Consider the following 12,905-nt stretch of genomic DNA (forward strand, 5'->3'; position numbering starts at 1 on the left):
GGGGTCGGCGCCTGCGCGGGAGCGGCCGCGGCCGGGGCGGCCGAGCTGTTACCGGAATCACCCGTGGCTTCGGGCGTGTAATCGGCGAGGAACTCGTGCCAACTCTCATCGACCGAAGATGGATCTTGCTTGAACTTCTGATACATCTCATCGACTAGCCACTGGTTCTGTCCGAACTGGGAAGTTGAGCTGCTCACAGCAGGTGTTCGCCTCATTTCGTTCTTCGCGCTGCGACGTTTGTGACGTGCCCGGCACGGGGATCAGCGGATGCGCGCCGATGCGCCCTATCTGAGGATAGGCCCAGCAGCAAACCGACGGAGCGACTGACCACCCGACAAACCTCACCTCATAGAAGACGACTTGTCCGTAACCGAGAATATTCCCCCGGTTTCACGTGCCGCTGCCCACAGTCGGGCATACCCGCCACCTGCGGCGAGCAACTCGACGTGAGTGCCGATTTCGGCGATCCGGCCGTGTTCGACGACGGCGATGCGATCGGCTCGCGCCGCCGTACCGAGCCGGTGTGCGACGAGGACGGTGGTTCGCCCGCGGGTCAACGATCGACTCGCGGCGAGCACCGCTGCCTCGGCGTCCGGATCGAGGGTAGCCGTCGCCTCGTCGAGCAGTAGTAAGTCGGGGCGCACAAGCTCGGCGCGGGCCAGCGCGACGAGCTGCCGCTGACCCGCCGACAGGCCGCGCCCGCGCTCGCCGACGGGTTGGCGCATGCCCAGCGGCAGGGCCGCGATCATGTCCGTCGCGCCGACCGCCGCCGCGGCTTCGGCGATCTCGGCGTCGGTCGCGCCGGGCTTGCCGAAGGCGATGTTGCCGGCGACGTCACCGCTGAACAGGTGCGCTTCCTGCGGCACGATGCCGAGCCGGGCGCGATAGTCGGTGAGACGGTAGTCACGGATGTCGGTGTCGTCGACCAGGATCGCGCCGGTGCCGTCCGCGTCGGGCGGCAGGTCGTACAGCCGGGCGAGCAGCTTGACGATGGTCGACTTGCCCGCGCCGGTCGGGCCGACCAGCGCGAGGGTGCTGCCCGCGGGGATCCGCAGCGAGACGTCGGCCAGGGCGAGCTTCGCCACCCCGGGGTAGTGGAAGCGCACGTCGTCGAGGACGACCTCGCCGCGCAGCCCGTGCTCGATCGGGACCGCGTCGGCTCGATCGCTCGCGATCGCGGAGGGCGTGCGCAGCAACTCGCCGATCCGGCGCAGTCCGACGCGCGCCTGCTGATATCCGTCGAACACCTGCGACAGCGCGAGCACCGGCGCGAACAGCAGTTCCAGATACAGCACGAAGGCGACCAGGGTGCCTGCCGTCGTGGTGCCCGCCGCGACCTCGCGGGCGCCGACGAAGATTACCGCGGCCAGCGAGATTCCCGACCAGGCGGTGATGAACGGGAAGTACAACGCGATCGAGGTCTGCGCGCGCATCCGGCTGTGCCGGTACCGGTCGGAGTATTCGGCGAAGCGGCGGGCTGCGACCGGTTCGTGCCGATTGGCCTGGACCGCGCGCAAGCCGGCGACGTTCTCCTGGAAGTCGGCGTTCACGGTGGACACGTTCTCCCGCGAGACGGTGTACGCCGTGGACGCGAAGCGCCGGAACAGCACCGTCGCCAAGAACAGCGGCGGCAGCGTGGCGATCACGACCAAGGCCAGCGATACGTCGATCACCAACAGCGCCACCGCGATTCCGACGAAGGTCAGGCCGCCGATCAACGAGGTGGCCAGCCCGGTCTGCAGGAACGTGGACAGCGAGTCGAGGTCGGTGGTCATCCGCGTCATGATCCGGCCGGACAGTTCGCGCTCGTAGTAGTCGAGGCCGAGCCGTTGCAGGTGCGCGTAGCTGCGGATGCGCAGCCCGTACAGCACTCGTTCGCCGGTCCGCGCGGTGATCAGCGTGTTGGCCGCGCCGACCAGCCAGCCCGCGGCGACCAAGGCGATGCCGAGCCCGGCGGCCAGCCAGAGAGCCCCGGAATCACCGCCACCGACGCCCGTGTCGATCGCGAATCGCACGATCGGGGGGAAGGCGACACCGACCAGTGCGTCGAGCAGCAGCAGGGCGACCGCGGCGATCACCAGTGCGCGAACCGGGCGCAACAGCCTGGTCAGCCGGAACCCCGGATCGGGCTGCCGCAACCGCTGGTCGTCCAGCTTCGGCTGCTCTTTCGCGGGTGGCAGCCGCGCGATTTCCTGGCGTAGCTCAGGTGTTTCCGTGAGGTCGGCGGCCGCCGCGGCGAAGGTGTGGCCCGCACTGCCGTTGGTGGCGATGGCCGGAATCGCGGCGGCGGCTTTGTGTTCGGTCAGCTGCGCACCCACCGGTGCGGGCAGCCGGATCACCCGATCGGCGTGGGCGAGGGTCGATTCGCGGTGCGCCAGGATCAGCGTGGTGCGCCCGGCTTGATCGGGCAGCGTGCCGAAGATCGCGGCCTCGGTGATGGCATCCACCGCGGAGGTCGCGTCGTCGAGCACGAGGATGCGAGGCCGCGCCAGCAGGGCTCTGGCCAGCGCGATGCGTTGGCGTTGCCCGCCGGACAGGGTCAGGCCGCGTTCACCGACCACCGTGTCGTAGCCGTCGGGGAGTTCGCCGATGAAGTCGTCGGCGGCGGCGGCCTGCGCGGCCGCCCGGATCTCGGCATCGGTGGCTTCCGGGCGGCCGATCGCGATATTGGCGGCGATGGTGTCGGAGAACAGGAATGGGTCGTCGAACACCACGCCGATCGCGCTGCGCAGGTCGGCGGCGCGCAGGTCCGCGAGGTCGACACTGTGCTCCGGCGCGGCGCCGAACAGACGGATGTGGCCCGCGTCGGGCGCGTAGAAGCGGGGGAGCAGCAGCGAGAGCGTGGTCTTTCCCGAGCCCGCGGGCCCGATGATCGCCACCGTCTCGCCGGGCCGCACGGTCAGGTCGAGTTCGCGCAGCACCGGCTGTTCCGGGTCGAATCCGAAAGTCAGCGAGTCGATCTCGATGCCGAGCGGGCCCGCGGGCAGCGGTGCGGGCTCGGGTGGATCGGTGATCACCGGAGCGGTGTCGATCACCTGATACACGCGCTCGGCGGCGGCGCGGGTCAGTTGCGCGAGGACCAATGCCCCCGACATGATCCGGGCGGTACCGCTCATCGTCGCGACGTACGCGGCGAAGGCGACGAACGTGCCGATCCCGATCGTCCCGTGCAACGCGAGCAGCCCGCCGACCACGATGACGCCGACCATGCCGAGCTGCGGAATGGCGGCCACCGTCGGCGCGAAGCGCGAGTTCACCGCCGCCGCGCGCATCCGCTCGGCATACAGGGTGCGACTGTGCTTTTCGAGCACGTCCACCATCCGGGCTTCCTGCCCGAACCCCTTCACCACCCGGACCCCGGTGACGGTCTCCTCGACATGCTGGGCGACGTCGGCGGCGCGCTGCTGCGCGGACCAGGTGGCCGCGTAGAGCCGGGGCCGCAGCCGGTAGACCACCAGCGCGATCGCGGGCACGATCAGCAGCGCGAGGATCGCGAGCGGGGGCGACAGCCACATCATCACGACCGCGGCGAGCACGAACTGCACCACCGCCATGCTCGCCAGCGGCACCATCGCCAGCAGTCCTTGCACCAGTTGCAGATCGGTGATCGACCGCGACACCACCTGACCGGTCCGGATCGCGTCCTGGCCGACCCCGTCCAGCCGTTGCAGCGACCCGAGCAGGTCCACCCGCAGCGAATGTTGCACGTCCAACGACAGCTTCCCCGCGAGCAACCGCCGGCCGAATCCGGCCGCGAACCGGCCCACCGCGAGCAGCACCAGCAGCCCGGCGACGACCCCGATCACAGCGGTCTGGCCGGTCCCCGCGGCGTCGATGGCGCGCTTGGTCAGCAGCGGCCCGGCGATCTCCACCCCGGCACCCGCCAGCACGGCCGCGCCGAGGCCGGCGAGCGTGCCGCGGTGCGTCCGGCTCTCGCCCCACAGCCGGCGAATCCAGCTGGGACCGCCCCGGTCGCGCTCAGCTGACCCGGTGTCTTCGCCCGCTTCGACTACCCCGCCCATAACCATCCACGGTAATGACGCGCACCGACACGTCGTTGTTCCCGGTCGTCGGCTGCGCCCGGTTCAGAGGTCGAGGCGGCGCAGGTTCCACCAGCCCGCGCCGCCGATGCCGATGGCCCACAGCAGCAGGACCACGATGGCGGCGGGTGTCGGCGCGAGGAAGTCGCTGTCGGGGTAGGACCCGACAGCGATGGTGCTGATGGTGGCGGAGCCGGGAAAGAGCGTGACGAAGCCGGTGGCTCCGACGCCGTTGGCGATCAGCCAGAGCAGCGGTTCGGCGACGACCAGCCAGCCGAGCATGATTCCGATCGCGGTCGACGACGAACGCAGCAGGAACCCGAGGCCGGCGCCGATCAGCGACCAGCAGACCGCGGCGAGCAGTCCGCCGCCGAGCACGGCCGCCAGATCCAGGTCGAAGTCGAATTTGCCGCGGCCGAAAGCCGCGAGCGTCAGCACCGAGACCAGCTCCACCGCCACCGCGACCGCCAGCGCGAACACGCCGGTGACCACCAGTTTCGCCGCGGCGAGCCGGTCGCGGTCCCCGGTGAACAGCGCGGTGATCGGCATGGTGTGGTGCCCGTACTCGGCGCCGGTGCTGGTCGCGCCGAACACCGCCGCCGCCACGACCACCACCGTGAGGCCGATGTACAGGCCCAGGGTCGCGGTGCCGGTGATGGGTTCGCCCCTGGGATCGGCCTTGCCCGCCATGAGCGCGCTGGCCATGCTCGCGAGGAGCGCGACCACCAGCGGCACCCAGACGAGGAGCCGATTCGCCGGAAGCGTGGCGACCTTGCGCACCTCGGAGTTGACGGAGGGCAGGAGCTCCGGCGGCAGAATCGTGATCATCGAGGAATTCCGTAGGGCATCGGCGTCGGATGATGAGCGGTCCCGGACAAGCCGGGGTAGGGCGAGATCGCCGGCGCCGGGGGTTTGGTCAGCGAGGCCAGCACCCGATCGGGATGGATCAGATCGGGAATGATGCTGTCCAGCCGCACCTGCGCGGCCGTCGCCGCATCCCTGATGTCGGCCTCGGTCGCCTCGGCCACCGCGAGCCGCCCGTCCGGCCGGATCACGGCGTCGGTGAAGCCGCGCGCGGCCAGCACCGTCGCCAGGGCGATCGGAGTCGAGGCCGCGACGACGAGCCGATCCGGGTGCCCGCGGCGCAGTCGCGCCGGACTGCCCTGATAGACCACCGCACCGTTGTTCAGCACGATGACGTTGTCCGCACCCGGCAGCACCGCGGCGAGACTCTCACTGGTGACCAGTGCGCTACCGCCGCGCTTGGCGTGCCTGCGCAGAAAGTCTTGCAGCCAGCCACGTTCGGCGGTGTCGAGGCCGTCCATCGGTTCGTCGAGCACCAGCAGCGGCGGGTCGCCGAGCACCCCGGTCGCCAGTGCCAGCCGCGTCTGTTGTCCGGCCGACAGCGCACCGGCCTTCGAGCGGGCCACGTCACCGAGCCCGACGAGCTCGAGCACTTCCTCGACCCGTCCGTCCGGCACGCCGACCGCCGCCGCGTACACCCGGAGGTGGTCGCGCGCGGTCCGCCCGGGATGCAGTCCGCGTGGCGCGAGCACCCCGCCGACGACCCGAGCCGAGCTGACGGCGTCACGATCCGCGTCGCCACGGGGCCGATTGGTTCCAGGCCCGCCGACCGCCGCGGTCCCCGAGGTGGGCTCGAGCAATCCGAGCAGAGTCCGCGCGATGGTGGTCTTGCCCGCACCGGGCGGCCCGACGAGGGCGGCGGTGGTGCCGGACGCGACGGTGAAACTCACGTTCTCGACGGCGGAGACCAGGCCGTAGCGCTTGGTCATGGCGCGCACCGAGAAGGCGAGCGATGCCACCCCGGTCACTGCGGCTTGGTCGGCGGTTGCGGCTGCGACGGGTCGATCGCGGTGAGCGGATCGGCGTCCACGATGAGGTGCCGGTCGGCCGGCCAGACCACCGGCGGCGGCCCGAAGGCCTGGCGCGCGTTCTTGATCGTGGTCTTGCCCATCGCCCGGTTGCCGACGCCGCCGATCACCGCACCGATGCCCGCGGGCACCACCTTGCCCGCCATCAACGCGGCGCGGCGGGTGATGAAGCGGACGATGAACCGCTTGAGCAGCGAATCGTTCATCGAGGAGAGACCGGGAATCCGGTTGGCGAACACCGTGCCCCAGTTCTTCGCCGACGTGCCGACGGTTTTCTGCACGATATCCATGCCGCCTTCGCCGAGCACGACGGCGAGCACCAGCGCCCGGCGCTGCTCCTTGTCCTCCGGCGAGATGCCGTGCACGGCCGCCACCGCGAGGGTGAATACGGCCGAGGCCTCCATGAAGAACGTGGTTTCCGCGCTGACCGCCGCGACCGCCGCGACCGTGCCGACGCCGGGTACCGCCGCCGCCGCGCCGACGGCGCTACCACTCCCGGTCACCGCGAGCAGGTACTGGTTCTCCAGGCGCTCGATGATCTGTGCTGGGCTTTCCGACGGGTGGGAGCGCCGGATCCGGTCGACATACTTGGCGACCGCGGGCGCCTGCATACGCGACCCTGAATCGAGTAGCTGGACCACCGTCTTCTCGAACGCGCCTTTGAACATCGGCGGCACCCTCCTCTTCCGGTCTGCTGGTTGAACTCTATGGCACCTACGCCGACCAGCTCGTCATGACAACGATGTACCCAGCCTCGCCGGTTCCATCAGTCCGGCTGGTGCAGCGCGGGCACCCGCTCGGCCAACGGCGGCGGGGGCGGGGGTGTGCCGTCACCGAACGGCCTGCCGCCCAACGCCTCCCGGCCGTGCGGGGTGAGCCAGTTCGCCAGGTCCGGTCCCTTCGGCACGATCCCGGTCGGATTGATGTCGCGGTGCACCACGTAGTAGTGCTCCTTGATCTGCGCGAAGTCGGTGGTGTCGCCGAAGCCAGGGGTTTGGTAGAGGTCACGCGCGTACGCCCACAGCACCGGCAGCTCGCTCAGTTTCGAGCGGTTGCACTTGAAGTGGCCGTGATAGACCGGGTCGAACCTGGCCAGTGTGGTGAACAGCCGCACATCGGCCTCGGTGATCGTGTCGCCGACCAGATAGCGTTGCGTCGCAAGGCGTTCGGAGAGCCAGTCCAGCCGGGCGAAGAGCCGGTCATAAGCGGCCTCGTAGGCGTCCTGCGATCCGGCGAAACCGCAGCGGTAGACGCCGTTGTTGACGTCACGGAACACCGCCTGGTTCACCTCGTCGATCTCGGCGCGCAGCGCTTCGGGGTACAGCTGCGGCGCGCCGGGCCGATGGAACTCGGTCCATTCGGTGGAGAAATCAAGGGTGATCTGCGGGTAGTCGTTGGTCACCACCTGCCCGGTCGGCACGTCCACCACCGCGGGCACCGTGATGCCGCGCGGATAGTCCGGGAAGCGGGCCAGATACGCGTCGCGTAGTCGGGGGATGCCGAGCACCGGATCGACGCCGCCGGGATCGAGATCGAAGGTCCAGCTGAGCTTGTCGTGCGTCGGCCCGCACAATCCCAGCGAGAGCACGTCTTCCAGGCCGAGCAAGCGACGCACGATGAGCGTGCGGTTGGCCCACGGGCAGGCCCGCGCCGCGATCAGTCGATAGCGTCCCGGTTCGACGGGGTAGCCGTCGCGACCGTCGGCTGTGATCCGGGTGGTGATGTAGTTCGTGTCCCGCTTGAACTCGCCGGGCTCGACATAGGAGCCGCCTTCCGCCGACTTGGTCACCTCGACAGTCTGGCAGACAAAGGTCTTACGCTGACCGAATGAGTGAGCGAAGCGAACGAATCCACGACACAGCCCCCACGGGGATGCCGGAGCCGAGCGCCAGCGAGGCGCAGGCATGACCGATCAGAAGGCCACTCGCCTGGAACGCGAAACCACCGACGGCGGCGCCGAGGTAGCGACCCTTACGCTCGCCAATCCGCCGCTGAACCTCTTCGACCGGGCGATGCTCGACGCCCTGATCGAGGACTTCGCCGAGCTGTCGGCGAACCCGCCGCGCGCGCTGCTGCTGCGCGCCGAGGGCAAGCTGGTCTCCGGCGGCGTCGACGTGCACGTCTTCGACGGTCTGTCGGTGGACCAGGGCGCCGAACTCTGGCGGACCCTGTTCGCGCAGATCATCCATCCGGTCGAGGCGCTGCCGTGCCCGGTGGTGTTCGCCGCGCACGGGCTGACGTTGACCGCCGCCTTCGAGATCGCGCTGGCCTGCGACATCATCCTGGCCGCGCCGAAGGCGAAGTTCGGTCTGGTGGAGACCGTGGTCGGCCTGACGCCGTCGATGGGTGGCCCGCAGCGGCTGGCCGAGCGTGCGGGCTCGGGCCGGGCGCGCGAGTTCGTGATGACCGGCGACCTGTACGACGCGGCGACCATGGCGGAGTGGGGCGTGGTGAACGCCGTGCACGACGACGTCGACACGGCCGCAAGGGCATTGACGCACCGCCTCGCGCAGGGGCCGACGATGGCGCACGCCGCGACCAAGAAGATCATCGAGGCGTGGCGTTCCGGCGGTGTCGCCCATGCGGATTCGGTGACACCGGCGGTGTCCGGGGCGCTGTTCGACACCGCCGATCTGCAGGGCGCGGTGCGCAGCTTCCTCGAGGTCGGGCCGGGGAAGGCCACCTACACGGGGCGGTGACAGCTAGGACACGTTCATCGCCTCTGCCCGCGAAAATGTGACTCTCGTCATATAGTCGCAGTGCCTGCTGACTCGAGGCGCGCGGAGGACGGATGTCGCAGTTGCTCGTCGAATACCCCCTGACCCATCCGCATGGCCGTGATGCCCCGCTGGCGCGCGGCGCCGACGGGGTGCTGCGGTACGGCAACCTGACCCCGGCACTCACCGAGCTACTCGACCTGCAGGTGCACGCGTTCTCCACGCGGGAGGCCGTGGTCGAGGTCGGTGGCCCGCGGCTCACCTACCGGGAGTTGTGGCACTCCGCCTCGCGCATTGCGGGCGGGTTACAAGAGCACGGCATCGGTTACGGCGACCGGGTCGCGGTGCACATGCCCGCGGGCGTGCGCTGGGTGCAGGCGTTTCTCGGCGCGCTGCTCAGCGGCGCGGTACCGGTGCTGGTGCACGACGGCTTACCCGACGCGGTGGCCGAGCGGGTGATCGCCGACAGCAGTGCGGATTTCGTGCTCGGCCGCGAGATCGCGCGCGGCGCGGAACTGCCCGACGGCGCCGCGTTCATCGATGACGGTGCGGCACTGGGAGATCTGGCGCTGCTCAGCTACACCAGCGGCACCCCGCGCTGCTCGACCACCGCGCCCAAGGGCGTGGAGCTGACCAACGAAAACCTGCTGTCGGCAATACGTTCGGTGGTCGCCGCGCTCGACCTGCCGACCGACGGCCTGCGCAACCTGGTGCTGCTGCCGCTCGCCCATGCCAGCGGCTGCGTGGACCAACTCTTACCGACCTTCGCGGTCGGTGGCACCGTGGTGCTGGCGCGCGATACCCGCGGGCTCGCGGAAGCCATTGTGGCCGAACGGATCGACATGGTGTCGGCAACGCCGCGGATCTTCGCGGGCCTGCTGCCCGAGCTCGCCGCGTTGCGCGCGGACGGCATGCACACCGAGGGCATCGCCAGGATCAGCAAGGCGGGCCATCGGGGCGAGCGGGCCGTGACGCCCGCTACCCCAGCCGATTTGGCCGTGGAACTGCGCGAGATGTTCCCGGTCGCCCGGCAATGGTCGATCTGGGGCGCCACCGAGACCAGCGGCATCGGCCTGGCCGTCGACGACGCGGCGGAGTCGGCCACCGACGCCGACACGGTGCTCGGATTCCCGTTCGGCGGTACCGAACTGGCGCTGTGGGGACCGCAGGCGCAGGCGGGCCACGGCGAACTGCTGTGCCGCGGCCCGAACGTCTGCCCGCGCTACTGGAACGACCCGACGACCACCGCGGCTCGCTTCACCGGTACCTGGTTCCACACCGGCGATCAGGTCACCATCGATACCGACGGCCTGGTGCGCCGCGACCTGGCTCAGGCCGAATAGTCCTGCGTCACTCCAACATCCGCTCGCGCAGCCGTGCGCGCAGCTCCGGGGTGATCCCGGCGGCCGTCAGGTAGGAGTCCACATCGCCGTGCAACTCGTGCATGGATGCGGTAGCGGTGCTGAGATATTCCTCGCGCACGCCCAGCAGATCCACCGAGAGTTCTTCACCGCCGAGCAGTTTCGTCGTCATCATGGCGCGCAAGGCGGGGATGGCGCCGTTGCTCAGCAGGAAGTCGGCCTCGACGTCGGTCTCGGTCACGCCGACCGCGCGCAGCAGCGTGGCGACGGCCCAGCCGGTGCGGTCCTTGCCGGCCGCGCAGTGCACCAGCACCGCACCCTCGCCGCGCGCGATCGACTCGGCCAGCGCGGTGATCGCCGCATGGGCCTCGGGCAGCGCCGGGAACATCCGGTAGACCTCGAGCATGTGCGCGAACGCGCCCTGGGCGTCGGTGTGGTGCGGCGGCGCCTCGGCCATCCTGGCGTCGAACGGCGTCACGTTCAGCCGGACGCCCTCGGGCAGCCGGTCGCTGCCGATGTGGCCGATCTCGCGTTCGCCGCGCAGGTCGTGCACGTCGCTGACGCGCAGTTCGCGCAGGGTGGCCACCCCGGCGTCGTCGAGGCCGGTCAGTTGGGCCGAGCGCAGCAGCACGCCGGGACGGACCTTCGCGCCGTCGTCGGTGCGCAGCCCGCCCAGATCGCGGAAGTTGAAGGTGCCGGAGATGAAGTACTGGTCGGCTGGCGGCGAGAGAGTCACCGACTCAGGCTATCCGGCCGCGGGCGTCGCGCGGGTGTCGTTTCCGGATCGGACTCGACACCGCCAGATGACCGTTTTGCGTGCTTCACCTGTGTGATCGGCCACAGGATTCGGGGCACCTCGGTACGCGCCCGTACAGTGGACAACGGTCTGCTTATCAGCCGGGCAGGGCTGAGAGTGACCCCGAGAGAGGGAAATCCGGGCAGGGCTCGATGGCACCCCGACCATTCCGTTTGGGTAACAAAACATTCTTGCGGTCTGGAAATACCCATTGAACCTGTTCTCAAACCCCGAAAACCCTCTACCATTGATGAACGTTGGACCGGGCAGCCTGGGATTACCAGCGGAGTGCCCGCCATGTTCGACGAGTCGCGCCGACGAGGGTGCGCGAGATCTTTTCGCCGAGGGAGTCGTCGTTGAGCGTACGAGGAGACACCGCAGTGGTTCGGCTACGGCCGACCATCTGCGAGGCCGTCGAGAAGGCGGCCGCGTCACTGGATCACGGAGGAGTGCGCGCGCTACGGGTGCTACTGCACGCCGGTGTGAGCGCGTACTGGCCATTGGTGAAGGCCGCCCCATCCAAGCAGGTGCAGGCCTACGAGGCCACGGTGCAGACCCTGCGTCAGCGCTGGGAGGCGCAGACCGATTGCCTGGCCGACCCCACCGCGTCCGCGGTCTATCGGGAGATGGACACCGAGGTCGCCGCCTTCTTGCAGCTGTGTGCCGACCGATCGGGTGTGCAGTGGCTCGAACCGGTGGAGGCCATCGCGACCTACGCGGTCTCGGTGCTGCAAGGCACCGTGTTGCGCTGGCTCGCCGATTGCAACGACGAAACTATGCTGGTGGTCCTCGACGATCTGGTGAGCAGCCTGGCCACCCGCGCCGCCGAGGTCTAGTCGCCGCCGGGCGTGCGGTGACCTCGGAAAATGGGTTACCGCAAGTACTGGACGTTTGACCAGTTTGATGGTTGAGTTGATGGGGTGACGGACACGTCCCCCATCGCGGGGCTGCACGCGGCCACCGCCGAACTCGACCCGCCGCTGGCCGCCCTGGACCTGACCGCCTTGCGCGCGAACGCCGCCGACCTGGTGCGCCGCGCGAACGGTGTGCCGATCCGGGTCGCCAGCAAATCCGTGCGCTGTCGCGCCGTCCTCGAAGAAGTGCTCGGCGGTGAGCTCACCGCCTCGGGTGGCTTTGCAGGCCTGATGAGCTACTCGTTGCCCGAGGCCATCTGGCTGGCCCGGCGCGGCGCCCGCGACATCCTGCTCGGCTACCCGACCGTCGACCGGGCCGCGCTGGCCGAACTCGCCGCCGACGAGACGCTGCGCCGCTCGATCACCCTGATGATCGACGATGTCGCCCAGCTCGACCTCATCCGCGCCGCCCTCGGAACCGACCTGGTGCACCCACGGGTGTGCCTCGATGTCGACGCCTCCCTTCGGATCGGCCCGATCCACCTCGGGGTCCGCCGTTCGCCGATCCGCACTCCCGAGCAGGCCGCCGCCCTCGCCGCGGCCGCGTTGCGCCGCGGGTTCGAGGTGGTCGGCGTGATGACCTACGAGGCGCAGATCGCCGGCATGCCCGACAGCAATGTCGCACTGCGCCTGATGAAGCGGGCCTCTGCCGCGGAAATCACCAAGCGCCGCAAGCGGGTACTCGACGCGGTGCGTTCGGTGACCGGCAAGCTGGAGATCGTCAACAGCGGCGGCAGCGGGTCGATCGAGGTCAGCATCGCCGATCCGGATGTCACCGAGGTGACCGCGGGTTCCGGACTCTATGTGCCGACGCTGTTCGACCACTACCGGTCCTTCACCCCGAGGCCCGCACTGTTTTTCGCCACCTCGGTGCTGCGTCGGCCGACCCCTTCCATCGCAACGGTTTTCGCGGGCGGCTACATCGCGTCCGGCCCGACCGGTGCGTCGCGCGTACCGATGCCGGTGTGGCCCAGCGGTTTACGACTGATCGGCACCGAAGGTGCGGGCGAGGTGCAGACCCCGTTGACCGGTGCGGCGGAGCTGCGCATCGGCGACCGGGTGTGGTTCCGCCATGCCAAGGCGGGCGAACTGTGCGAGCGCTTCGACAAGGTGCACCTGGTCGACTCGGACGGCACCAGGACCACCGTCCCCACTTATCGCGGCGAAGGCAACTGTTTCGGCTGA

11 protein-coding genes are annotated in these 12,905 nt (G+C 69.6%); 4 read left to right on the forward strand and 7 right to left on the reverse strand.

Annotated features, from left to right (window positions below):
* The 6 genes from NN4_RS26315 to NN4_RS26340 form a co-directional block, all read right to left on the reverse strand.
* A partial coding sequence (locus NN4_RS26315; RefSeq protein WP_443093892.1) for a 2-oxoglutarate dehydrogenase E1 subunit family protein occupies positions 1–146 on the reverse strand: 146 nt, incomplete at its 3' end.
* A 195-nt stretch (positions 147–341) separates the two neighbouring features.
* The gene (locus tag NN4_RS26320; protein ID WP_147136766.1) at positions 342–4,022 is read right to left on the reverse strand and encodes an ABC transporter ATP-binding protein; all 3,681 of its coding nucleotides are present in this window, start codon (positions 4,020–4,022) and stop codon (positions 342–344) included.
* Between the two features lie 63 nt (positions 4,023–4,085).
* Positions 4,086–4,868, reverse strand: a complete 783-nt coding sequence (locus NN4_RS26325) for an ABC transporter permease (protein WP_147136769.1) — start codon at positions 4,866–4,868, stop codon at positions 4,086–4,088.
* The gene (locus tag NN4_RS46650) at positions 4,865–5,872 is read right to left on the reverse strand and encodes an ABC transporter ATP-binding protein (RefSeq protein WP_147136772.1); all 1,008 of its coding nucleotides are present in this window, start codon (positions 5,870–5,872) and stop codon (positions 4,865–4,867) included. The genes NN4_RS26325 and NN4_RS46650 overlap by 4 nt, the downstream gene beginning before the upstream one ends.
* Positions 5,869–6,600, reverse strand: coding sequence for a hypothetical protein (locus tag NN4_RS26335; protein WP_147136774.1), 732 nt, complete (start codon positions 6,598–6,600; stop codon positions 5,869–5,871). Before NN4_RS26335 ends, NN4_RS46650 begins: the two co-directional genes overlap by 4 nt.
* Positions 6,601–6,698: 98 nt before the next feature.
* Positions 6,699–7,721, reverse strand: a complete 1,023-nt coding sequence (locus NN4_RS26340; protein ID WP_147136778.1) for a glutathione S-transferase family protein — start codon at positions 7,719–7,721, stop codon at positions 6,699–6,701.
* Between the two features lie 115 nt (positions 7,722–7,836).
* Between NN4_RS26340 and NN4_RS26345 the strand changes: the two genes are divergently transcribed.
* Positions 7,837–8,631: an enoyl-CoA hydratase/isomerase family protein gene (locus NN4_RS26345; RefSeq protein WP_147136781.1), complete on the forward strand. Its 795-nt coding sequence runs from the start codon at positions 7,837–7,839 to the stop codon at positions 8,629–8,631.
* Positions 8,632–8,723: 92 nt separating this feature from the next.
* Entirely contained in the window at positions 8,724–9,992 is a 1,269-nt protein-coding gene (locus tag NN4_RS26350) for a class I adenylate-forming enzyme family protein (RefSeq protein ID WP_147136784.1), read from the forward strand.
* Positions 9,993–9,999: 7 nt separating this feature from the next.
* Here the strand turns inward: NN4_RS26350 and NN4_RS26355 are convergent, their stop codons facing one another.
* Positions 10,000–10,746 (reverse strand): tyrosine-protein phosphatase, encoded by a 747-nt coding sequence (locus tag NN4_RS26355; protein ID WP_147136787.1) that lies wholly within the window; start codon positions 10,744–10,746, stop codon positions 10,000–10,002.
* A 416-nt stretch (positions 10,747–11,162) separates the two neighbouring features.
* Here NN4_RS26355 and NN4_RS26360 point away from each other — a divergent pair, with 416 nt between their 5' ends.
* Both NN4_RS26360 and NN4_RS26365 read left to right on the forward strand, forming a co-directional pair.
* Entirely contained in the window at positions 11,163–11,642 is a 480-nt protein-coding gene (locus tag NN4_RS26360; protein ID WP_135233096.1) for a TetR family transcriptional regulator, read from the forward strand.
* An 84-nt stretch (positions 11,643–11,726) separates the two neighbouring features.
* Entirely contained in the window at positions 11,727–12,905 is a 1,179-nt protein-coding gene (locus NN4_RS26365; protein WP_147136790.1) for an amino acid deaminase/aldolase, read from the forward strand.

Source organism: Nocardia ninae NBRC 108245 (assembly GCF_007990755.1).
Classification (GTDB): domain Bacteria; phylum Actinomycetota; class Actinomycetes; order Mycobacteriales; family Mycobacteriaceae; genus Nocardia; species Nocardia ninae.

Coding starts and splice junctions, on each gene's coding strand:
- NN4_RS26320 (WP_147136766.1), bottom strand. CDS start 4,022: ATGGGCGGGGTAGTCGAAGCGGGCGAAGACACCGGGTCAGCTGAGCGC.
- NN4_RS26325 (WP_147136769.1), bottom strand. CDS start 4,868: ATGATCACGATTCTGCCGCCGGAGCTCCTGCCCTCCGTCAACTCCGAG.
- NN4_RS26335 (WP_147136774.1), bottom strand. CDS start 6,600: ATGTTCAAAGGCGCGTTCGAGAAGACGGTGGTCCAGCTACTCGATTCA.
- NN4_RS26345 (WP_147136781.1), top strand. CDS start 7,837: ATGACCGATCAGAAGGCCACTCGCCTGGAACGCGAAACCACCGACGGC.
- NN4_RS26350 (WP_147136784.1), top strand. CDS start 8,724: ATGTCGCAGTTGCTCGTCGAATACCCCCTGACCCATCCGCATGGCCGT.